Here is a 22,142-nt window from a genome sequence, read left to right as displayed (position 1 = left end):
AATTTTGAGGTGGGGGTCTTACTGCCCATTAAAGCGGGATAAATAACGAATTGCAAGACTAAGAAATTGATAGCTATATTGTGTACAACAAATAAGAAAAAACACCATCTTAAGATGGTGTTTTTTCTTATCTATCTCATCTACAATATCGATCAGGTTGACCGCAGGTATCACAGTATTCACAGGGATATGAGTCGCATTAACTTCAACACATACATGGATGGTCATTACATTTGCAACATGTGCATTCGCGTTCAATTTCACCACACCCGAAACAGCGAGCTGCATGCATCTCATCTTCATAGTCTCTTTGTTGTGGACTACGTCCTAAAAAGTCGTCAGCTGCATCCACCATATATTCATTACCGCCTTGTTGTCTATAAAAGCGGGCATCTTCCTCAGCTTGATTCTTCCGTTCTTCATAATTGTTAATATGATCATAAGTACCTGTATATCCACCATATCCTGTATTGGTGGGCCTTATTATAGGTTCCCTAATTGGATTACTGTTAAAACCTCCGCCATAATTCCTTTTATCATTTTGTTCTTTTTTTCTCGTTGTATCATACAATATTCCTGCTGCAAATAATACAAGCAAAATGGCAAAAGCACCTAAAAGAATTGAAATAGATATAGCTACAAAGAATAGCATAACAGTACCTAAAAAGAACAACACACTTTTTACATTTTTATATACAATTGTAGAAATTATAATAATAAAAATACAACTATATTCTACAATTGCAGCACTTGGAAAATCCAAGAAATACCAAACAATCGGTATAATCGTTGCTAATATTACCCACATAAATTCTTTCCCCCTTGTTTTCCTCTCTTACATATCATATGAAATATATTATGAAAAATAAATATATATAAGAAAAATGCTAAAAATATATATCGTTTTTTTATATTATTTTTCCGTTAATTATTCTTCGGTTTCTTTCAAGAGCGTTTCCTGTTCCTTTGTGTAGTCTAGTATTTTCCCTTCCATTCTGCTCTTACTATCATTTTTAACTTTATATTCCGTTTATTATAATTTATAATAATTATTTGTTTTTTCTACCAATAAAACGCGTAGACACAAAACAGCGGAATTATAATTCCGCTGTTCGCTTTTTCACTTAATATTAATTCCGAATTTATCTCCAAATTTCAAATCAGCATTAGGAGCAATAGTAATTTCGGCCTGACCTTTCTTAATAGCATGTATTGTATATTCCTCAATAGGCATTGCAACTCTTCCTTCATGAGGAACTTCATCCATACTTAACGTATCCGCACTTACTAAGATTTTAAGTGGCTGATCTGGGTCCATATTCTTATGGTGGAGTTTTAGCTTCTGCCCTACTGACATTTGTAAAAGTCCATCCGCCCCTGGAATATGCCAAATCACTTTATTAGTCCCTTTTTCTATTTCAAAATCTATAATATACTCTCCATTCTCTCCATTCTTGACTTGATTATCATCATCTGCTGTTTTACCTGATGTTTCAATTTGTACTTTAGGTTTACTTTCTTTCGCACCCTGTTTAACACCACTAGAATCTGTTTTTTCCTTAGGCTTATTTTCTTCTATATTTTGTTTTACATCACCTGCAACAGTCTGCTCCTTAGGCTTATTCTGTTCAGCTTTTTGTTTCTCATTACTTGATGTAGCTTGCTCATTCGATTTGCTTTCTTCAGTTTGTGACTTTTCACTACTCGATTCAGTTTTTTGTTTTTCACCACACCCTGATAATGAAATCAATATAACAATAAGTAAAAACCAGCCTTTGCGCATATAACTAATCCCCTTCCCCTTCCCCTTTTATACATGTACTTACTAATGTTAATCCATCTAGCATGTTAATTTGTATTCTCTTATTCAACAAATCTCTCCCAAAAAGCGCACCGCATACGCAATCTCCATTAAATAATTTTCTTGAAAAATAATTAAATCAAACTTTTACCACCTCATTGTGGTACATAATTCTATGTACTTACTTTTTCAAACACCCTAAACCTACAAGTATTTCAAAAGAATCAGACAAGAAAAATCCTATCTATGTGTATAAGATTGAACTTTCCTTGTCTTTTAGAATTCTTGGCTGTGCTGTTTTTTTACTAGTCCTTTTTAAGTTTTACGTTTTGAGTTATTACTCCTCTTCCTTCAATGCCATTTCGATTTCCTTTTAAGTCTAATGTTACGTTGCCTTCTTGAAATGTAATAGTACCTGTTCCTTTGGTTTCAAAGTTATCAACCCATGTGAATGACCATGTGGACTCATTTTGCTTTACGGCATTCGATGTAAACATCCCCATCATGGAAGTTGTTATTCCATTACTATTATTAGACCGCTGTTCTACTTGAATTGTTGCATTTTTGTCATCAACCATGGTAAACAAAGCACTGACAAGAAGTTTATCTCCATTTTGGATATTATAATAATCTCCATTTAGTTTGTTATTTTGACTTGTTTTTACATTATTATCTTGTTTTGCATGTGTAGTGTTGTCTTGGTTGGGTTGCGTATTGGTACCTTGGTCCCCTCCAACAGGAACTAACTGTGCTTGTTCGAATTCTGCTTTAGACGATTTCGTCAAATTCAATACATCTTTCCCTTTTCGCACAATCATTTTATTTACACTAACTCTCTCTAGTGTGAACTCTTCATCTGGTGGTGTATCTCCATCTTGTGCGTACGCCTGTGTATACTTCATTTTTCCGAATAATTCTTTTTGCTTAAATGTATTAAATTGAACATCACCCGTATACCAGATTTCATACAAATCAAACGCTTGAAACTCTATTTTCTTTGCATTTTTCTGATTTATTTTCACAAACAATTTTTTATTATTTTCATCACGCCAATACCCTTCTAATCCTTGTGTTACATTTGTTTCCTGATTGTTAATTGTAATAGGTATCTTTACTGTTGATTCTCTATTTTTCTTTTTATTTCTATAAGTAATCTCAATTTCCGTACTTTTTTGTGACGGGGACTCGTTTGCAATAATTTTCACTTGCCCATTTTTCATTATATTTGCCTCTGCAACATCATCATTTCTAGATTTAACGGATAGAAACTCTACATCATCTACACCTAGGTTAAACGTATTTTCTTTCATTGTTTTTTCATCATATAATTTTAAAGATAAAGTGACGCTACTTTCTTCACCAGGTTTCAGCGATACTTCTTTAGGATTTGAAATAAGTTCCTTGGCTATTATACTTGCATCCGCTTTTTCTACATTCACATTTGCTTTTTGTTCTTCTTTCTTCGGTTCTGTTTGTTTCTTTTCAGTTTGTTGTCGCTCTGTATTCGTTTTTTCCCCCTGTGATTGATACACAAAAAATGCAGCCATACACACAATTATAATCCCTATAAAAATAATAATTCCCTTTTTCACAAATTCCCCTCAATTCTATAATACTTAATAACTTCTCTTTCTTTTCTACTTTTCATAACCATTTTTATTTATAACTCACTTAGACATTTAAAATATATTACATATTATTGATATTTAAAACCCTTATTTTGAATATTTTTAAATTTATGTAAAAAAATACAGACATAGATTAAAATCTTTGAAAAATATTACTTAAAAACAGATAGGAAACTACTTACAACTTTGTGCGTCAAAAGAATGAAAAAACTGTCTACTATTATTACACGAATCAAAAATTAAAAGAGAAATGGCATCCCATTTCTCTTTTTCACTCTTATTGTTCTTTTTCTGTATTATTTAAAGGCAGTTTCTTCGCTTGTTTTTCTTTAAAGATTTCACCAATTGCCCCGAGAGTACCAAGTGTTTCAATTGCATTAGATGGAATAAAGACTTTATTTGCTGGCCCTTTCGCAACTTCAGCTAATGATTCAAATGATTTGTAAGCAAGTATACGTTCATCTAAATTCGCCTCGCGAAGTAATTGAATTCGATTTTGTTCTGCTTTTGCAATTTCCTCAATCGCTCTTGCTTCCCCTTGCGCTTCTAATTCTTTTGCTTCTTTAATACCTTCTGCTTCTCGAATACGTGCTTCTTTATCCCCTTCAGCCATTAAGATTTTACTTTGCTTTTCCCCTTCAGCACGAAGGACTTTATCTTGTTTTGCAGCTTCAGCTTCTAATATGATCGCACGTTTATTACGCTCTGCTTTCATTTGTTTTTCCATTGATGCTTGCACATCTTTCGGCGGATTAATATCGACAACTTCAACACGTTCAATGCGAACGCCCCATTTTTCTGTAGCTTCATCAAGTGCTAAGCGAATTTCTGTTGAAATTTTTTCACGACCAGATAACGTTTCATCCAGTTCCATTTTACCAATGATTTGACGCATCGTTGCTGAAGTAATGTTACGTACACCGTATTCATAGTTCGAAATACCATATGTCGCAAGTTCCGGTTCAACGACTTGATAGAAAATAATTGTATCAATTTCCACTTGTACATTATCTTTCGTAATTACCTTCTGCGGTGGTACATTCGTTTGTTGAATACGCAAGTCGTGATATACGCGAACACGATCCACAATCGGAATTAATAAATTTAATCCCGGCTGCATAACCCGCTGAAACTTACCAAATCTTTCAACGACTCCAACTTTTTGCTGTGGAATAATTTTAATTGTTAATGCGATAAATGTAACAACAATTAGTGCAAAAATAATCGTTAACGTTAATGCTACCATATTTATTCACTCTCCTTTTTTACTTGTAATATAGTACTATGCCTCTTTATAACAATAACTTTTTCTCCGGCATCAATTGGATCATCTGCAATAGCTGTCCAAGTATCTCCATCCACTTTCACAATGCCGTTCGCCTCATTTGTAATCGCTTGCATAACAATCCCTTTTTTACCTGCAAGCATATCTACTGTATCAGTAAAACCTTTTGCTTCCCGAAAGTTTTTTGATATTCTTTTCGTAAAGAAAGTCAATGTTAAACTTACAATCGCACCAGCAACAACTTGTAACAGTAGTGCTTCAGGAACAAACAAAGCAATAAGACCTCCGACAACAGCTCCAATTCCAAGCCAAAGCATGTAAAATGTAATCGACAGCATTTCCCCAATAAATAAAATACCAGCTATTATAAACCAAATTACCCAAGCAGCCATTTGCAACCCTCACTTTCTTTCTCATTTTCTATATGTATATGAAGAAAAGAATGGTTTATCCGCCCTTTCTCATACATGGGCGCTTACTACAAGCTATTGTACATTTTCACTGTTACAATGAGTATTATTAAAATACTATATTAATATATTCTTCATTATACATGAAAATCCCTTTCAAAAAGTGACAAAAAATTTAATTCTTTCAAAATTTATTTTTCAAATTATAATGATTATAACTACTGTCATATTTCCCCAGAAAGGGTGTGTACTTATTGCAAAAACGTTCATTGACTTACTATTTAGGATCGAAAATATGCATTACTCTCGCTGACATCGTATACGTAATGATTATTACAACTCATATGTATATCACAACGAAATCAGCTACATTAACTGCTCTTTTTCCATTATTACAAGTCATAACTAATCTTATAGCAAATACATCTGCACCACTTATAATGAATCGTTTTCCATCTTATTCATTACTGTTTACACTACAATGGATAAAAACTGCTCTATTATTTTTATTAATGATATTATTCCCGGTCCTTTCCACAAACATTGTAGTACTATTCATTTTCATTTTTTTCATTTCATTATGTAGTGGCTGGAGCGCTCCATTACTATACGGTATTCTTCCGCGCCTTACACCGAAAGAAAAATTAGTAAAAGTAAATAGTATTTTTTCCTTTTCCACACAAATTGCACAAGCCGCTGCTTATTCATTTACAAGTGTTATTGTGCTTCTTATTGGTGCTTCTTCTACACTGATGATGAATAATATTTTGATGATTTTCGGATGTGTTGCACTACACTTTTCATTACGATCCATACATACTGAACGAGTAATAGAGCCTTCTTCTTCAAAAGGTGATACTTTATTGGAAGGTTGGAAGCTCTTATTTCAAAACCCTTCTCTCCGTACTGTTACATGTATGGACTTAATTGAAACTTTTGCAGGGACGATATGGATCGGTGCTATTACGATGGCTTATGTAACAACTGTCCTTCATAAAGGAGAAGAATGGTGGGGATTTATTAATACAAGTTATTATGTTGGGACGTTAATTGGCGGTCTATTAGCGTGGAAAATGAGTACATACATTCAAAACAATTTAATACGCTCTATGGCGATAGGCTCTCTTCTGTTTAGTATGCTTACATTTTTATATGGTATAACAAGTAGCGGATTTATTGCGCTGTTCCTATGCATTCTAATGGGCCCATGTTACCAAATTAGAGATATTTCTCAAACAACTGTTTTACAATCCAGCGTCGCTCCATCTTTATTATCAAAGATGTATACAGCTCACGGCGCTCTTCTCTCAACAGCTTCTGGCCTTTCTATGCTGAGTGTTGGCATTATTACCGATTTGTTCGGTGTTCGTACGATCTATATTCTCGCTTCAATCCTTATATTGTGCTCTGCTTGTTTATCATTTAACTTATTAAAATATGATAAGACAAAGCAAAAAAACATGTCACTTTAATGAACAAAATAAATAGGACAAGATTTCCTGTCCTATTTATTTATGATAAGTTAGGAGATTTCCGATGCTTTGTCGCTTGTTCAAAAGCGTATGCGAGTTTAATTAAAGTCCCCTCACGAAAAGCAGTGCTTGCAAGCGTAATTCCAAATGGTCTCCCGTTATCCATATATCCCGCAGGTATTGCTATAGACGGATAACCTGCTTTCGCACATATAGTGGAGCCTATATAAGAAGGGAACAGAATCGCATCAAGATTATATTTTTCCAGTGCAAAATCAATGCCTTGTTCTTGTGAAAAATATATATCTTCTAATCTTGCATTTAAATATTGTGGATTTCTTAACGTATTAGGAAAATCTTTTCTTCTTTCTAACTTAGTTTGTCCATATCTCAGAGCTCTTTCTGCTATGTTTTCATTAAACTCCATTAACTCTGAAATAGAATGGACTGGTATAGTAGAAGGCAATTTCGAAAGATAGTTATCTAAACTATGCTTTAATTCATAAAGCGATACACCCCAGCTCCATTCTCTATGAAAAGATGGAATATTAATATCCTCTACTACTGTCGCACCCTTACTACGTAATACTTCAATTGTTTCCTTAAACAAATTCTCATCATACTCACCAGATTTATAATAATCTTTTGGTGCGTTGTTATATACACCAATCTTTGTTCCATTTAAACCGTTAACATCCAAATACTTTGTATAATCATGTTCTGCTATCCCTTCACTTTTACGAGTAGCTACATCTTTCTCATCTAGCCCAGTTAACCCCCCTAGTAAAATAGCGGCATCTGTTACTGTTCTAGCAAATGGGCCGGCTGTATCTTGCGAATATGTGAACGGAATAATACCTCTACGACTAATTAGACCAACAGTCGGTTTAATACCGACTACAGAGTTTTGAACAGCTGGACTCAAAATAGAACCATCTGTTTCTGTTCCAACCGATACTACTGTAAAGTTAGCAGCAACTGCTATGGCAGATCCTGTACTTGAGCCACCAACAAACATATCATCCTCACCCGTACCGTAAGGGTTTATTGTTTGACCACCTCTTGCACTATATCCAGCCCACATTTCAAATGACATTGCATTTGCTAATTCTGTCATATTTGTTTTCCCTATTATCACTGCTCCTGCTTCTCGCAGCTTCGTAACGAGAAATGCATCTTCACTACTTATATGTTGTTCTAGCGCAATTGTACCTGCACTTGTATGCATAGAGTCATTCGTTTCAATATTATCCTTAAGTAAAACCGGTATACCATGTAATGGACCTCTTTTACCTTTAATCTTTCTTTCATAATCTAACGCTTCAGCAATAAAGATGGCGTCTGGATTGATTTCTAAAATAGAATTAATTTCCGGTCCATCTTGATCATACTTTGCGATTCTATGAAGGTAATACATAACTAGTTCTTTTGAAGTTAACTTTCCATCTTCCATCGCTCTTTGTATATCATGAATTGTTAATTCTTTTTGTAGTAGTGTATTGAACTGAATCTCCATTTTCATTCTCCTTCTATAAACCTTTATTGATAGCATATCTCTATTACTTTTTCATTTTCTCCGCTCCTCACATATACAACTACAATCCCTCTATAAGAATTCAACTTACCGATGTAAAAACCTTTTATTTCCTGAAAAATAAAAAAAGTCTGAAACGATTTCACCTTCGCCTCAGACCCTATTATTACTGCACGTATACCTCATCTAACAAATGTAAAAACTCACCTTGTTTCCCCGCTAATTCAGGGCATTTTGCAATATCAATCCATTCATAGCAAAATACTAATCCTTCATCTTCCTTACCAGCACTTACAATATGTTCCCAACTATCTTTTACATCTGTTAGTAATGTTACGTGGAAGAAATGGCGTTTTTGATATTCCTTTTTTTCTTTCACATGTATGATGTAATCAGCTAGGAATCGTTCTATGCATAAATGCCGTAATCCAGTCTCTTCTTGTACTTCACGTAAAATCGCTGCTTCTAATGTTTCCCCTTCTTCCACTGTTCCTCCTGGTATTTGTATACCAGCTTCAGGTATATCACGATGTTTAAAAACAAGCAGTTGCATAACTCCTTCTTTTTCTCTTGTCACATATGCGTGTACTTTTTTATTATATAACACCGTCATAACCCTTCTCTCCCCTCAATTTTTCACTCTGCTACTTCTTCAAGCGTGAGTTGATTTTCATATAAATATGTAGCTTGTGGATTCCCCACATACCTCACATGCCATGGTTCATATCGATAACCAGTGAGCGACTCCTTCTCTTTCGTATATCGAATGACAAAACCAAATTTATGGGCATTTTCAGAAAGCCACTGCCCTTCTTTCGTTTCACCAAAAATTGTCTCTAACTGAAACTTAGCAGATTGCGATGTAATATCCATAGCAAGCCCTGTTTGATGTTCACTCGTTCCAGGAACTGCACTCGACATTGCCGTTTTGGCTTCTCCATCTTGTTTTTTATACATTGTATTTAACGCTTTTTGCCGATCAAAAGATCTAAATCCAGAGACTGCAAATAAGAAAACACGCTCCTTATCCGCTTGCTGAAACATTTCCTCAAGCGCACCGGCCGCCTCTTTCCTCATTTTTTTCTTTTCTTGATCACCTTCACTAGAATAGCGCACTTTCGGAATAACTAAATCTGGCGGTCTATACCCGTCTGGTAAACGCCTACTTTTATTCACAAGCACAAGCATTGAATTCGGATTACTAATTACCGCAATATCTCCATCCATATTCGCAATCGTTTCTTTCGCTTTCGGAAATATGTTATTTACATTCACCTCGCGCGCTTGCTTATCCTTATACATTTTATAATTGATTCCCGCTACTCCAACAATGAGTATCACCGCTACGATACCAAGTAGTATCCATCTTTTTTTCATATAACGACCTCTTATTTTAATAATTTGGCCATTTCATACTCATCGATGTTCTCTCCATCGATAATAAGAGCAGCTCTTTTGACACCTTCTTTCTCAAATCCAGCTTTTTTATATAGTGCCTGAGCTCTTGTATTGTGGGCCATTACCGTTAATTCTAAACGCCATACATCATGTAATCTTGCCCACTTCTCGACCTCTTTAAACAATCTAGTCCCAATACCTCGCCCACTATACTCTTGCAAAATACCAATTACAATACTTGCTACATGTCTCTTTCTTTGAATATGATTTCCATTCACTAAAATAAACCCTACTATTCTCTCTTCTTCAACTGCTACCAATATTGTTGCATATTTATTTTCTACAAAGCGCTGAATCATTTGCTCTTGTTGCTTGGCTGTAAATTTTCTTTCTCCTGGTTCGTATAACATAAATTTCGTTTCTTCATCTAATTGCTTACTTAATTGCAAAAATAATGCTGCATCTTCTACTTTGATTTCCCTAATCACTTCAATCACCCTACCAATTTCATAATAAAAAGCTTTCCTTATAAAAAGATTTTCTCTACTTTCCCGAAAATCCCTTTGTAAATCTCCCAGTATAATTTGACAAATTTCGATATTACTATAACATCGACAAATTATGTCTATTCTGTGACACATCATTAATTACAAAAAAACGCAAGCATTACACTCACGTTTTTTCAGACTCTCGCATTCATTTCTGTTTCACTTTATCCATTCACTTTTTCTGCCTGCCAGAAATATTCACCAAACGCTTTAGCTAGCGCATCAATCGATCGATTTAGTTCTTCCTCTGTATTATCTACGCCACCAACTTCAATTAATATCGCTTGTCCTGACAAATCTTGATTGTAGACACCATTTCCTGTTTGGAATCCTTTTTGAATGACACCGCGGCTAACTCCTGGATACTTCTTATTAATTGTCTCATGTAAAGCCGTTGCTAATTGTAAATTCTTTTCATAATTTTTATTACCTTTCCCAATTACGAAAGCAAGCTTTGCATATGATTTATCTCCAATTGCTTTTGTCGTTACATTTTTCCGAGCACTATCACGATGTAAATCAAAAAAGTACTGCAATTCCTTATTGCTAGTCATTGCTTCTTGTACAATTTCTCGTGACATTTTATAAGAACTATTGCTATTTAATCCTTTACTAATCAACTTTTGCCCAACATCAGTCTTGTCGTTAGTTGCTCCGATCCCTTCATTTGCTAATTGTTCACGAAATCGGTCGCCGACTATTGAAATATTCGTTACGGAACTTGTTGCTTTATTCGGATTTGGATCATTTGTTAAATTCAATAACGGCAAATAAGATTCCCAACTATGCGAATGATAAATAAATGCAACTTGTCGTTTTCCTGTCGTTTGAGCTGGTTGCTTTTTCTCTTTATTCGTATCCGGCTTTGGAGCCTGTCCACCTTCTCCAGTCCGTTCTTTTACTACTTCTTCAAGTGGAACGCTCGACTCTATAGGCAAGTTAGAATAATTTGTTCCTTCACCCGCAATGACAATTTCTGTATCGTACTTACCGAAACCAGGTAGCTCTTTGCCGACAAAACTGCGTACATCGTTAAAACGAATATTTGTAGCCATAGAAAAGAGAAACGAAGATATTGAAAAATCTTGATTTAAATTTCGATATTCCTGTGTAAAATAATGATTCTCCTTCCCAAGAACGTACATGTAACCATTCATTGATAACTCATTTAACCAATTATATAAATACGTTGACTTTGTCTCTTTCATAGAGGTTACCATCATACTAATAAGAAAAAAAGTCGCTAGTACTGTAGCAATAATAAATAATACTAACTTACGTACACTCGTGAACTTCACATAAAAAAAGCCTCGATTCATACTATCACCTCTCTATTTCAAGTTATGTACAAGCTCTAGAGAATAGACCGTCTAAATTCCGGCTATATTGTTAATGAGGTGAAATGAATTGAAGCTACTAATAGGAACATTACCCATTGTATTATCATTTATTTTTTATTGGCTCGCTAAGCATTCTACAGTCCGCGTTGTGTTACATATTTCAGCGTACTTCGCACTTTATGTACTCGGTACAATCATTTCTATTCATATATATGATGTTTTAATGCAAGATTTAGTTTTTATGACAAGCATTCATGGAATTTTACTAAATCCATTTTTTCTTATTTCAGGAGCATATATAGGGATATACACTTTATACTTACTTTTATCTTACACTATTACAAATATAAAAAATGGAGTATAATGAAATGCGACCACCATTCATCTGTCATACATGCAAAAAAAGAATTGCTCGAAAGAAAGATCTTATTACTGCCACACGATACTTCCGCTTGTATTTATTTCACAGTGATTGCTTTAAGCAACAGCAAGTGTTTCTCTCACGATTTATCCCTGTGAATACACTTTTTAATTTCTTTCTTATTATATATGGACTTATTTTTGGCAGCCTTCTTATGCTTACAGAGCCATCTATCATTTGGCTTATTTTCTTATTTCCCATTTTATATCGGTTTCTTTCCTTTTATTATGTTGAACGTTTTTTCTCTACATAACATGCAGACTGTCCTCTAGGAATGCTTAAACATTCCCACTCATTTTCTTTTAACATTTTACCAATGTAAATTATTTGTCCAATATGTAAAGCATAATGAGAAATTTGTCTTTCAATTGCTTGTATGACAGTATGTGCTTCACCGCGAATATATACCGTCTGTATTAAATGTTCCGGCGTTAACACATTCATCGTTTTAAAAACGTATTCCCATCCTTCATTCCATGCTGCGAGTACCTCTTCCTTAGAAGAATAACCACCTTCAAATTCAGCATCTCGGTTACGATCTATTTTTTCACCGTCAGATGTTAGAAAATCCGTCCATCTAGAACGCATATTACCGTGTAGATGCTTAATTATGATTGCTATGCTATTTGTTTCTTCATGAGAAGACCATTCAATCTGTTCATATGATAATTGTGAAAGCACCCGTTCCCCTTGTTTCTTTGTTGATTTAAAATTGGAAATGGCACATTGTAAATATTCTTGTCCAATATCCATGTTCTCCCGCCTTTACATTAACTAATTTTTGTTCCATTTGGTAATTCCATATTAGGCTGCAGTAATACAACATCACCAGCTTCAGGTACTCCTCCTAAAACAAGCACTTCTGATTTAAATCCAGCTACACGTTTTGGCGGGAAATTTACAACAGCAACGATTTGCTGACCAATTAAATCGTCCGGGTTATATCTCTTCGTAATTTGAGCACTTGACTGCTTCATTCCAAGCTCCCCAAAATCAATTTCTAGTTTAATCGCTGGAACTCTCGCTTCTTTAAATTCCTCTGCGTGTGTTACAGTTCCAATTCTTACATCCAAAGTTAAGAAATCTTCAAAGTTAGCCATTTTATCATTCCTGGTTTGAAATTCTTATAAAAATCTATACATTGTTGGCGAACCAAGTCAAATGCCAACTACCGAAAAGGAATCTCACCTTTTTTCCTGTCCGTAAGGGTTGTGACCTTTTCATCCACCTATTGTGAAAGAGTGACGGCAGGTTCCTGTTAGGAACGGTCTGTTTTTGCATACTACCATTCATCCAAGTCAGTAGTATGCAAGAGGTTATAAGAACGAAACCAGTACCCCCTTCTCATTTAAATTTTAAATACGAATTGTTGATTGCTCATATAAACAGTTTTGTGAAGAATGCTCCACAATTTCCAATTATGATGTTCTTTCCACGTTTGAATTGTTTGTAACCATTTTTTATATACTTTTTTCGTATTCTTTTTACTTTCTTCCATAGAAGCAACAAGAATACGCAGTTTTGTTGTAATTTGGTTTTTTAATAATAAAATAATTTCTTTTGGTACTTGTTCTTGTAATTCTAATCCACGTCTTGCGATCGTGAATGCGGCTGTTTCATGAACGCTAATACCGTATTTCTTACTATATTTTAATTTTCCAATCACACTTGTATAAGCAGGATTCACTGTTTTGACAGAAAACCCATTGCGAAGAGCCATACGAATTAAACTGTTCAACATCTTTTTATACGTAAATTGATGGAAATTACGATTACTGTATGCATCAGTATCCTGAGATTGTTGAAACTTTAAATCTTCTAAAACAATTCCACCTACATTGTTTTCCAACAACCATGTTTTAATTTGTTGTACGATTTGTCCAATTATCGTTCCGCGTTTGTTTGTTGAAAACGTATTAAGATTGTGTAGACAAAAAATTTTTGAACCTTTAAAATTACCTTGTTTTGTACATAAACTAACTGCAATACGGTCCGGATTTACATCGATTCCTGCAATTACATCTGATTGTGGTGTTTCCTTGAGATCTAGTACAAGACCTATTTCCGTTTCATCAAACGTAATATTTACATAAAATTCATTTTGTTTACGAATGATTTCTACACTATATTTTTGATGCTCTATAATCGGTTTTCCTTTTGGATTTACACCGAGTTGCTCTCCCATAACGACATTTGTAATTTGATGATAAAAACGATATGGAATGATAATCGGAACTTTGATTCGTGGGCTTTTTGTTTTTCCATTTGTTAGTCTTAATGGATTTGCAATTTCTAACCATCCTTGCCCACAGTCATCAACTGTAATGCGCATGTTCAAATTCCCTTTTTTACTTTTATCTCCACGATAATTGTCGTGTACGCAAATCTTTCCATTCTTGATTGGATATCTTGCTTTTCATTCTTTCATAGAAATTTTTCCGCCCACCAAAAATAATAGGAGGTAATGTTTTATTTTTAATATGTTTTGCATACATTTCTATTCTCTGTTCTAATTTTTGTTTTCGTTTTCTTAAACCAATTAAACAAGTTTCTAATGAAACTTGTTTAGGTCTTTTTTTGCCGCTTTCATAATCATCTATTTTTTGTAACGTCTTTTCTAACTTTTTTTGATTGTTTTCTAGGTAAACAGGAAGAAGTTCTTTTTGAGAGGAAAGGATTGTTTGCGCTTGTAAAACCGCATCTTCACAAAAACGTTTATTTAACAAATATTTAGGCTGTAGTTTTTTTATCAATTCTTTCTCGTTTTCGCCCTCAATCAAACGATTCAAACTATATCGTTTTGCACTTTCGAACGTACGAATCAAAGTAATTAAATCTTCCGTTTGTTCTTTTGTGATAGAACTGATTTTACAAGCCCGTGTTGTTTTCATCCTTTCCACCCTTTTCTAATACGGATTTTTTAGTGTTCTATCCGCAATAAAAATACCTTCTTTATCCCAATTCCGTAAAGTTTGTTGTGTTTTTCCTAATATGTTTGTAGCTTTCTCAATTGAAATATAATTTTTCATTTTCATCACCTAAAAATATTACGTGTTGAATTCCATAAAATAAACAACCTTAAATTATATTTTTTTATATTTATTTACTCTTATTTCCTCCCAATTATTAATTAGACAAAACCTAAAAATCCCCTTTTAAAAAAGAAAGGCGCCTAAGCACCTTTCTTTTGTAATTCACTTGATTCATTTGATCTATAGAAAAAGAAACCGAGAATGCCGCCGATACATGACGGGATTAACCACCCTATTCCTTCTTTATATAATGGTAACATTTGTAATACGTTAGAAATCGCTTCAATTTTAATGTTCGCACTTTCTAAACCATTAAAGAAACTAATTAACAATGCACCTAAAATAGCTCCAATATAAATGGTATTACGCTTCCCAATCCATTTATGGAAGTAAGAAAGTATGATTAATACGATTGCAACTGGATAAATAATCATTAACACTGGTAAAGTAACTGCGATTAATTGTGTTAAACCTAGGTTAGATACAATTAAACTAAATACACATACCATTGTTACAATCGTTTTATGCGAAAGTTTTGGGAATAAGTTTGTAAAGAAGCCAGCACAGGCTGATGTTAATCCAACAGAAGTTGTTAAACAAGCAAGTATAATAACAAGTCCTAATAAAATTTTACCACCTGTTCCATATAACTCATTTACAACATTCGTTAAAATAAGTCCACCATTCTCTGATATTCCAAGTGATGTACTTGTTGAACCAAGATACGCAAGTGATAAATAAATTAACGTTAAACCAAGTACTGCAATAATACCTGATACTACTGTTATTTTTGCAATTTGATTACTCTCTTTTATTCCTTTAGAGCGGATAACTTGTACAACGACAATTCCAAATACAAGTGCACTAATCGCATCCATCGTTAAATACCCTTGAATAAATCCACCAAAGAAAGCATTTTCTTTGTATGCCGCTAGCGGCGCAGCTGGTTCTCCAATCGGATCAATAATTGCCTTTCCGACAATTACAGCAACAATTAATACTAACAATGGTGTAAGAAATTTCCCGAACCAATCCACTAATTTTGATGGATTTAAAGATAAATACCAAGTTATTCCGAAGAAAATTATAGTGAAAAGAAATAGCATGTACCACTCTGAAACCAATGCCTCTGATAAAAATGGCTTCATACCCATTTCAAATGAAACGGCTCCAGTACGCGGAATCGCGAAAAATGGTCCAATCGCTAAATAACTAATTAACGGGAAAACAAATGCAAATATAGGGTGAACTCTAGAAGATAGCGCTTTCAAGTCCCCCTCTACAAACGCGACAGCTGTAACAGCTAATAGGGGTAATCCGACTCCCGTTACAAGGAATCCAATTGTAGCAACCCAAACATTCTCTCCAGCTTGTTGCCCTAAAACTGGTGGGAAAATTAAATTTCCTGCTCCTAAAAATAGTGCAAATAACATTAAACCAATTGCTACCGTATCACCTGGCCTTAAACGTCCCTTCATGCTTTTCATTTGCATAGCACTTTTTCATTGTTTATCTCTATTTTCACAATATGCTATGCATCCTCCTCTCTGCTCAAGATGATAAAATATGCCCCTTACAAAGCAGTGTCTTTCTCCATAATTTCTCCATTCCCCTTATTCTTACTCTAATTATTAATTTTTGATTTTTTTGAATTTTTAAATCATTAGAGTGGTATTGCGTGGAGTATAGTTGTCAGACCTCTTTGTTTTTATCACACATATAGTAACATATTTAGTTGAAAAATAAAAACATATTTTCAAATTGACTTTTTTGAAAATCAAAATTATCTACATTTTTTATTCTTTTGCACAAATATTGTTTCAAACTCACTTATTATCCTATCGTTATTTTCAAATAATTTTATACACGTAACATAACAAAAGCCATCCAACATAATTAGACGGCTTTTGCATATTATTCTATCGTTTCAACTTCACGTGGATTTTTCATCTCTTCCACATACACCACTCTAAATCCGTGATCTTCTAAATCTTTCAATAACGTCTCTAATTCACCATCGTTAAACTCTTCTCCTAATGTAAACATAATTCTACGAACCAATAAGGCATCATTATCAAAAGTCATTAAACTTTGGATACCTGTATATTTTTTTAATACTGTCGATAATTTTTGAATTGCGCCATTATAATCCTGTGTCCCAATCATAACAGAATATTTACTAGAATGAACGCCCCAAGCGTCTTCTAATAACTCAAAAACTTTTTTATGCGTTAAAATCCCAAGAAAGGCTCCTTTTTCATCAACTACTGATAAATAAGGTAATTTTTTTATTGTAAAAAATACTTTAAAGAACGAAGAATCTTCTCTGACATATCCTTCTTTATCGTTTAATAGTTGTAATACACTCTCTTCCATTGAACCTTTATATTCTAAAATATCTACTTTATATATATTCCCTAAATATTTCTCTTTTTTTTCATCTAAAACTGGTACACAACGATAACCAGTTTTATTTAAATGCTCTAGCGCTTCCCCTACTGTAATTGAACTTGAGCAAAATAAAACTTCCCTTTTCGGCACATAATTCCCTTTAATCCTCATAAACAGCCTCCTTATGTTAAAATACTTTCTGTGCCATAACTATATTATATTTTCAGAAAAAAATAAATAATTTATTTTATTTTTCTGAAAATTATTCATTTTCTTGTCATAATTTATTCACGTTTCATTCAATTCTATCCACTACAATACTAAACTTCTTTAAGAAAAATATATTGTAACTTACTCCGAAAAAAGCTAAAATAAGAATAAGAATTTTCTGAATATTCAAAGAGTAGGTGATTACATGTCTTTATTGCGCTCACATATATATAAATTTATCGTTGGTGTTCTCATTATATTTATCATTAGTCCTATTCCAGCTTTATTCATTACACATAAATACTCATACATCACCGGCTTTATAAGCATTTTCCATAACTTCGCACAACTTTCTTCGATGACAATTCCAACGATTGATTGGATGCACGAATCTATCTTTTTCTCAGCAAATGAGATGGTACATACTGCTAATCAATCAACACCGTTATTCCCTTACATGTGGGAAATATATTTTTTATCGATTGTTCGTTTTACCTTTACTCTTGCGATCGGATTCTTCATCAGCTTAGGGGTTGGCCATTTATTTTTTAAAGCACCTCAATCGGTTAAAAAGTTCGCTTCTTTATTAAGATGGATCCCTTATTCTTTATGTACTGTATTATTACAATGCGCAGTCTTATTACTACTCCTATACATCACAAAATTTATAAAGATTCCTTACTACTCATCTTTTATCATCGTTTTTAGTACTTCCATGCTTATCGTTATGCAAGCAATAAAAAAATGGATTCCTTTCTTAAGTAATACAAATGAATATGAAATAAAACAAGCTTCTTTCCTTGTAGATACATTGTTTTTAGCGCTTACTTCGAATCATAAATCTATTTTAGGTTCCATTATTCTTTCATTCGTTTTTATGGAATGCGTTTTTCACGCAAGTGGGCTATTGCAATTTATCGTTCAATTCGGCGGAAATGCCCCTATTATTGTTACAATTAGCTTATTGCTTTTATATATCCCGTATTGCATACTCTCATTCCTTCAAACACTATGGACGACAAACTACTTTAAACAACAATCATACGCTTTAACGAGAAGTATTCCAAAACCTTAATTTGAAATAACCCTCTAGAATCTGAAAGGAGGGGGTTATTCCTTTTGTATAGCGGACAAAATAACAACAAATTCAAAAACCATTGCAGAAACATACCAATATTTACCCTTTTTCTTTGACTATTCTTTTCATTTGGATTTATTATAAAAGTATAACATAATTGCAGGAGGTGACATCTTTATTCCAAACGACGGAATAGAGAATACACTTGGACATATTAAATATTTTTCTCATCTTTGTTCTTATCCTTATTTCCGGCTTTTTCGTTGCATCAGAATTTGCTGTTGTAAAAGTACGAAAAAGTCGAATTGACCAGCTTGCAAACGAAGGCAATAAACAAGCCTTAGCTGCAAGAAGTGTCATTTCTAATTTAGATGTTTATTTATCAGCTTGTCAGCTCGGGATTACAATTACTTCTTTAGGGCTTGGTTGGCTTGGTGAACCGACTGTGGAACATTTACTACGACCGCTCTTTGAAAAGATTAATATTACTGGAACAATGGCAAATACTTTATCATTTATTATTGCTTTTAGTGTGATTACATTTTTCCATGTTGTATTAGGTGAATTAGTTCCAAAGTCATTCGCAATTCAAAAAGCAGAGGCAATCACGCTTAAGTTTGCACGACCACTTATTTTATTTGATAAAATTATGTACCCGTTCATTTGGTTACTTAATAGTACTGCTATCTTTTTCACAAAACTACTCGGTTTAGAACCTGCGAAAGAAAATGAACTTGCCCATTCTGAAGAGGAACTACGACTCATTTTAGGTGAAAGTTTCAAAAGCGGCGAAATAAATCAAACCGAATATAAATATGTAAATAATATTTTTGAATTTGACGACCGAGTTGCGAAAGAAATTATGGTCCCTCGTACAGAGATGATTTGCTTATCTACTGAAAATACGTTAGAAGAAAATATGGATATCGTCGCAACTGAAAAGTATACACGCTACCCTATCATCGAAAAAGATAAAGATGATATTATCGGTATGATCAATACGAAAGAAGTATTTCACGATCAAACGAAAGGCATTCATAAGCCACTTGAATCTTACATACATCCAGTACTAACTGTATTTGAAACTGTTCCAATTCGTAAAACACTGGTACATCTACAAAAGAATCGCGTTCAGATGGCAATCGTTATGGATGAATATGGTGGTACTGCTGGACTTTTAACAATGGAAGATATTCTTGAAGAAATCATTGGAGAAATTCAAGATGAGTTTGATGCAGATGAATCACCTATGATTGAAAAACGTACGCCTAAACTTACTGTTCTAGATGGAAAAGTACTTATTTCTGAAGTAAATGATATGTTTGGCTTACATATTGATGAGAGCGACTTAGATACAATTGGAGGCTGGCTATTATCGCAAGCAGTTGACGTAAATATTGAAGCTGGCTACTCCATCGAATATGCCGGTTTTCAATTTAAGGCATTAGAACTTGATGGACATCAAGTCAAAAAAATTGCTGTACATAAATTAGATATACAAAAGGAGTTATAAAGTGACTGTTTTCTTAACAATCTGTATCATTGCCTGTTTCATTATTTCATTTCTAGCTTTTATTTATCCTATTATCCCGGGCATCCTAGCTGTCTGGGCTGGATATTTCATTTACCATTTTGGTATAAATGGCGGAGAACTAACGATTTCTTTTTGGATTATTCAAGCTATTTTCACACTATTCATTTTCGTTGCTGATTTTATTGCAAATGGATATTTCTTAAAGAAATACGGTAGTTCTAAATGGGGCGAACGTGTCGGAATGATTTCGATCATTGCCGGATCTTTCTTCTTCCCACCATTCGGACTTATTATCATACCGTTCTTAGCGGTATTTATAACCGAATTAATGCATAAAAAAGCGCCAAAAGACGCTTTTCTAGTAGGAGTTGCTACTGTAGTTGGTTTTTTAAGCAGTACAGTAGCGAAAGCCATTCTCCAAATCATTATGATTATCATATTTGTATGTTATATCGTCTTTTAACCATCCCAATTTCGGGATGGTTTTTTAATATGAAATACCTACTCGACTATTCTCATATTTGTTTTCACTACACAGATTCCATGTAAATTGCGCTGTATCACCAACTGTTATTTTTGCTCCTCCTTCTGGTAATACATCTTTTTCAGTTCGATATACCCCTGTCACATCACCGTCAATTAAATGCGTCGGACAAACGACCGTCCAACATAAATTACTACTACTAAGTATCTTATATGCAGCTAAATGATCTTCTGCTGCTGTTGTCGACTTTCTCTTTGATTCCGTTGATTGAAAACGATATAAATTTAGATTTGTTCTTGCTTGTAAAATACCGGCTGTTCCTATTGTAATGATTTTACGAACTCCTTCTTCTTCCATTTTCTTTATAATTTGTGGCATACTCTTCGCTAACGTCCCATTTTGATCCGTTCCAAGTGCACTAATTACTATATCGCTTCCTTCTATCGCTTGCTTTATATCATTTTCATTTAATACATTACCTTCTATAACTCGTAATCTTTCATGATTTATTTCTACTCTACTTGAATCACGCGCTAATGCAGTCACTTCTGCTGAATCTTTTAATGCTAATTTAATTATGTTTGAACCTACTCGCCCTGTTGCTCCCAATATACATACTTTCATTTGTTTTCCCCCTCTTTCATTCTTTCTCTATTTTTCAATAATCTCAATCAATTTACAACAAAAAAGCTTCCTCACATAAAAGAGGAAGCTCTATTATTACATTATTTCTTTTCTTTAGAATCCGTAGACTTCTCAGTTCCACTTGTTTCTTTATCCTTTTTATCCTCTTGTTGTGTTGTTGTATCGTCTTCTTTCTTCTTGTCCTCACCTTTACTACAACCTACCATTAATAAAGAACTTGCAAGTGCCATAGCAGTTAATGATTTAACCCATTTGTTCATTTGCGTTTCCTCCTTGTGATAGAATATGTACAACCTTATATTACTCTCTGTTTTTAAAGTAGAGATTGATAAATAGTAAATAAACAGTAAATCTTTGTAAATTTTCTGATAATAAATATGTAAACTTAATCATTTTTCTCCACGAAAAATAAAAAACTAAGGCGCCTATCTTTCCGCCTTAGTCTCTTATGCAAATTTCTCATTTTCATATACATGTTTAATCTTATACTCTTTCTTCACCACATATTGCCATACACTATAGGCATAACGATTCATTTTCAGGAAGCAGTTTTCTAAAAACGAGCGAAATTCTGGATTTGCAACTTCAACTGCCACTTGAGCAAACTTTAACGCTAACCGTTTCAAATGCGCAATATAACAAGTTGCAATATAAATATCATCTGTATATTTACTATCAGTTTCCTTTTCCATTTCATGAAAATGAAATGAAATTGGTTCACAAGTTATATGCTGTACATTCTCTCCTTCTTGAAAATTCACTTGTTCATTATATGCTTGCAACATATATGGTAAATGATGCTGTAATAGCTCCTTTAATTCTTCGTCTCTTACCTGTCCTGTATACTCCCCAACCTTATATATAAGCATATAACTATACCTCATCAATTCTTTCATACAATCCATGAAAGTGCCTCCCTACTTTTTGTCTA

23 protein-coding genes and 1 pseudogene are annotated in these 22,142 nt (G+C 33.8%); 6 read left to right on the top strand and 18 right to left on the bottom strand.

Features of this window, described 5'->3' with window-relative positions:
- Positions 1–205: 205 nt before the first annotated feature.
- The 5 genes from MR147_RS02680 to MR147_RS02660 form a co-directional block, all read right to left on the bottom strand.
- Positions 206–808, bottom strand: a complete 603-nt coding sequence (locus tag MR147_RS02680) for a hypothetical protein (protein WP_242303607.1) — start codon at positions 806–808, stop codon at positions 206–208.
- A 312-nt stretch (positions 809–1,120) separates the two neighbouring features.
- Positions 1,121–1,783, bottom strand: a complete 663-nt coding sequence (locus MR147_RS02675; RefSeq protein ID WP_074607275.1) for a hypothetical protein — start codon at positions 1,781–1,783, stop codon at positions 1,121–1,123.
- A 323-nt stretch (positions 1,784–2,106) separates the two neighbouring features.
- Positions 2,107–3,393, bottom strand: a complete 1,287-nt coding sequence (locus tag MR147_RS02670) for a hypothetical protein (RefSeq protein ID WP_074607274.1) — start codon at positions 3,391–3,393, stop codon at positions 2,107–2,109.
- A gap of 313 nt (positions 3,394–3,706) precedes the next feature.
- On the bottom strand, positions 3,707–4,675 hold the full coding sequence (locus tag MR147_RS02665) for an SPFH domain-containing protein (RefSeq protein ID WP_074607273.1): 969 nt from the start codon (positions 4,673–4,675) through the stop codon (positions 3,707–3,709).
- A gap of 2 nt (positions 4,676–4,677) precedes the next feature.
- The gene (locus MR147_RS02660; protein ID WP_074607272.1) at positions 4,678–5,106 is read right to left on the bottom strand and encodes an NfeD family protein; all 429 of its coding nucleotides are present in this window, start codon (positions 5,104–5,106) and stop codon (positions 4,678–4,680) included.
- Positions 5,107–5,378: 272 nt separating this feature from the next.
- Between MR147_RS02660 and MR147_RS02655 the strand changes: the two genes are divergently transcribed.
- Positions 5,379–6,596 (top strand): MFS transporter, encoded by a 1,218-nt coding sequence (locus MR147_RS02655; protein ID WP_139302749.1) that lies wholly within the window; start codon positions 5,379–5,381, stop codon positions 6,594–6,596.
- Positions 6,597–6,636: 40 nt separating this feature from the next.
- Here the strand turns inward: MR147_RS02655 and MR147_RS02650 are convergent, their stop codons facing one another.
- The 5 genes from MR147_RS02650 to spoIIP all read right to left on the bottom strand — a co-directional run bounded on the left by MR147_RS02650 (position 6,637) and on the right by spoIIP (position 11,395).
- The gene (locus tag MR147_RS02650) at positions 6,637–8,112 is read right to left on the bottom strand and encodes an amidase family protein (RefSeq protein WP_074607270.1); all 1,476 of its coding nucleotides are present in this window, start codon (positions 8,110–8,112) and stop codon (positions 6,637–6,639) included.
- Between the two features lie 184 nt (positions 8,113–8,296).
- Positions 8,297–8,743, bottom strand: coding sequence for an NUDIX hydrolase (locus MR147_RS02645; protein ID WP_242303606.1), 447 nt, complete (start codon positions 8,741–8,743; stop codon positions 8,297–8,299).
- A 23-nt stretch (positions 8,744–8,766) separates the two neighbouring features.
- Positions 8,767–9,507 (bottom strand): M15 family metallopeptidase, encoded by a 741-nt coding sequence (locus MR147_RS02640; protein ID WP_242303605.1) that lies wholly within the window; start codon positions 9,505–9,507, stop codon positions 8,767–8,769.
- Positions 9,508–9,518: 11 nt separating this feature from the next.
- On the bottom strand, positions 9,519–10,016 hold the full coding sequence (locus tag MR147_RS02635) for a GNAT family N-acetyltransferase (protein ID WP_242303604.1): 498 nt from the start codon (positions 10,014–10,016) through the stop codon (positions 9,519–9,521).
- A 224-nt stretch (positions 10,017–10,240) separates the two neighbouring features.
- The gene (spoIIP, locus tag MR147_RS02630; RefSeq protein ID WP_074607266.1) at positions 10,241–11,395 is read right to left on the bottom strand and encodes a stage II sporulation protein SpoIIP; all 1,155 of its coding nucleotides are present in this window, start codon (positions 11,393–11,395) and stop codon (positions 10,241–10,243) included.
- Positions 11,396–11,483: 88 nt separating this feature from the next.
- On the opposite strand from spoIIP, the gene MR147_RS02625 reads away from it, so the two are divergent.
- On the top strand, positions 11,484–11,780 hold the full coding sequence (locus tag MR147_RS02625; RefSeq protein WP_000770748.1) for a hypothetical protein: 297 nt from the start codon (positions 11,484–11,486) through the stop codon (positions 11,778–11,780).
- A 4-nt stretch (positions 11,781–11,784) separates the two neighbouring features.
- Positions 11,785–12,090 (top strand): permease, encoded by a 306-nt coding sequence (locus MR147_RS02620; RefSeq protein WP_074607265.1) that lies wholly within the window; start codon positions 11,785–11,787, stop codon positions 12,088–12,090.
- Here MR147_RS02620 and MR147_RS02615 read toward each other — a convergent pair.
- The 5 genes and pseudogenes from MR147_RS02615 to cbpA form a co-directional block, all read right to left on the bottom strand.
- Positions 12,063–12,590, bottom strand: coding sequence for a DUF1572 domain-containing protein (locus MR147_RS02615; protein ID WP_242303603.1), 528 nt, complete (start codon positions 12,588–12,590; stop codon positions 12,063–12,065). The genes MR147_RS02620 and MR147_RS02615 overlap by 28 nt on opposite strands.
- A gap of 17 nt (positions 12,591–12,607) precedes the next feature.
- Entirely contained in the window at positions 12,608–12,937 is a 330-nt protein-coding gene (csaA, locus tag MR147_RS02610) for a chaperone CsaA (RefSeq protein WP_044790769.1), read from the bottom strand.
- 248 nt (positions 12,938–13,185) lie between these two features.
- Positions 13,186–14,728 (bottom strand): annotated as a pseudogene (locus MR147_RS02605) (IS200/IS605 family accessory protein TnpB-related protein).
- Between the two features lie 281 nt (positions 14,729–15,009).
- Positions 15,010–16,347: a branched-chain amino acid transport system II carrier protein BrnQ4 gene (gene brnQ4 / locus MR147_RS02600; protein ID WP_074607285.1), complete on the bottom strand. Its 1,338-nt coding sequence runs from the start codon at positions 16,345–16,347 to the stop codon at positions 15,010–15,012.
- Positions 16,348–16,783: 436 nt separating this feature from the next.
- Positions 16,784–17,431: a cyclic di-AMP binding protein CbpA gene (gene cbpA / locus MR147_RS02595; RefSeq protein ID WP_242303602.1), complete on the bottom strand. Its 648-nt coding sequence runs from the start codon at positions 17,429–17,431 to the stop codon at positions 16,784–16,786.
- A 244-nt stretch (positions 17,432–17,675) separates the two neighbouring features.
- Here cbpA and MR147_RS02590 point away from each other — a divergent pair, with 244 nt between their 5' ends.
- The 3 genes from MR147_RS02590 (at position 17,676) to MR147_RS02580 (ending at position 20,545) form a co-directional block, all read left to right on the top strand.
- The gene (locus MR147_RS02590; protein ID WP_074607255.1) at positions 17,676–18,545 is read left to right on the top strand and encodes a hypothetical protein; all 870 of its coding nucleotides are present in this window, start codon (positions 17,676–17,678) and stop codon (positions 18,543–18,545) included.
- A gap of 208 nt (positions 18,546–18,753) precedes the next feature.
- Positions 18,754–20,061, top strand: coding sequence for a hemolysin family protein (locus tag MR147_RS02585; RefSeq protein WP_000353728.1), 1,308 nt, complete (start codon positions 18,754–18,756; stop codon positions 20,059–20,061).
- A gap of 1 nt (position 20,062) precedes the next feature.
- On the top strand, positions 20,063–20,545 hold the full coding sequence (locus MR147_RS02580) for a DUF456 domain-containing protein (protein WP_000215659.1): 483 nt from the start codon (positions 20,063–20,065) through the stop codon (positions 20,543–20,545).
- Between the two features lie 24 nt (positions 20,546–20,569).
- Here the strand turns inward: MR147_RS02580 and MR147_RS02575 are convergent, their stop codons facing one another.
- The 3 genes from MR147_RS02575 to MR147_RS02565 form a co-directional block, all read right to left on the bottom strand.
- Positions 20,570–21,190, bottom strand: a complete 621-nt coding sequence (locus tag MR147_RS02575; RefSeq protein WP_074607253.1) for an NAD(P)-dependent oxidoreductase — start codon at positions 21,188–21,190, stop codon at positions 20,570–20,572.
- A 101-nt stretch (positions 21,191–21,291) separates the two neighbouring features.
- Complete coding sequence (locus MR147_RS02570) at positions 21,292–21,471, bottom strand: hypothetical protein (protein WP_001045960.1); 180 nt, start codon at positions 21,469–21,471, stop codon at positions 21,292–21,294.
- Between the two features lie 186 nt (positions 21,472–21,657).
- The gene (locus MR147_RS02565; RefSeq protein ID WP_242303601.1) at positions 21,658–22,116 is read right to left on the bottom strand and encodes a spore coat protein; all 459 of its coding nucleotides are present in this window, start codon (positions 22,114–22,116) and stop codon (positions 21,658–21,660) included.
- Between the last annotated feature and the right edge of the window lie 26 nt (positions 22,117–22,142).

It is taken from the genome of Bacillus cereus group sp. BfR-BA-01350 (assembly GCF_022663775.1).
GTDB classification, from domain to species: domain Bacteria; phylum Bacillota; class Bacilli; order Bacillales; family Bacillaceae_G; genus Bacillus_A; species Bacillus_A paranthracis.
This window is presented reverse-complemented; position numbering and strand designations above follow the sequence as displayed.

Coding starts and splice junctions, on each gene's coding strand:
- MR147_RS02650 (WP_074607270.1), bottom strand. CDS start 8,112: ATGGAGATTCAGTTCAATACACTACTACAAAAAGAATTAACAATTCAT.
- MR147_RS02575 (WP_074607253.1), bottom strand. CDS start 21,190: ATGAAAGTATGTATATTGGGAGCAACAGGGCGAGTAGGTTCAAACATA.
- brnQ4 (WP_074607285.1), bottom strand. CDS start 16,347: ATGAAGGGACGTTTAAGGCCAGGTGATACGGTAGCAATTGGTTTAATG.
- MR147_RS02620 (WP_074607265.1), top strand. CDS start 11,785: ATGCGACCACCATTCATCTGTCATACATGCAAAAAAAGAATTGCTCGA.
- MR147_RS02615 (WP_242303603.1), bottom strand. CDS start 12,590: ATGGATATTGGACAAGAATATTTACAATGTGCCATTTCCAATTTTAAA.
- MR147_RS02680 (WP_242303607.1), bottom strand. CDS start 808: ATGTGGGTAATATTAGCAACGATTATACCGATTGTTTGGTATTTCTTG.
- spoIIP (WP_074607266.1), bottom strand. CDS start 11,395: ATGAATCGAGGCTTTTTTTATGTGAAGTTCACGAGTGTACGTAAGTTA.
- MR147_RS02565 (WP_242303601.1), bottom strand. CDS start 22,116: ATGGATTGTATGAAAGAATTGATGAGGTATAGTTATATGCTTATATAT.
- MR147_RS02640 (WP_242303605.1), bottom strand. CDS start 9,507: ATGAAAAAAAGATGGATACTACTTGGTATCGTAGCGGTGATACTCATT.
- MR147_RS02675 (WP_074607275.1), bottom strand. CDS start 1,783: ATGCGCAAAGGCTGGTTTTTACTTATTGTTATATTGATTTCATTATCA.
- MR147_RS02645 (WP_242303606.1), bottom strand. CDS start 8,743: ATGACGGTGTTATATAATAAAAAAGTACACGCATATGTGACAAGAGAA.
- MR147_RS02665 (WP_074607273.1), bottom strand. CDS start 4,675: ATGGTAGCATTAACGTTAACGATTATTTTTGCACTAATTGTTGTTACA.
- csaA (WP_044790769.1), bottom strand. CDS start 12,937: ATGGCTAACTTTGAAGATTTCTTAACTTTGGATGTAAGAATTGGAACT.
- cbpA (WP_242303602.1), bottom strand. CDS start 17,431: ATGAGGATTAAAGGGAATTATGTGCCGAAAAGGGAAGTTTTATTTTGC.
- MR147_RS02570 (WP_001045960.1), bottom strand. CDS start 21,471: ATGAACAAATGGGTTAAATCATTAACTGCTATGGCACTTGCAAGTTCT.
- MR147_RS02660 (WP_074607272.1), bottom strand. CDS start 5,106: ATGGCTGCTTGGGTAATTTGGTTTATAATAGCTGGTATTTTATTTATT.
- MR147_RS02590 (WP_074607255.1), top strand. CDS start 17,676: ATGTCTTTATTGCGCTCACATATATATAAATTTATCGTTGGTGTTCTC.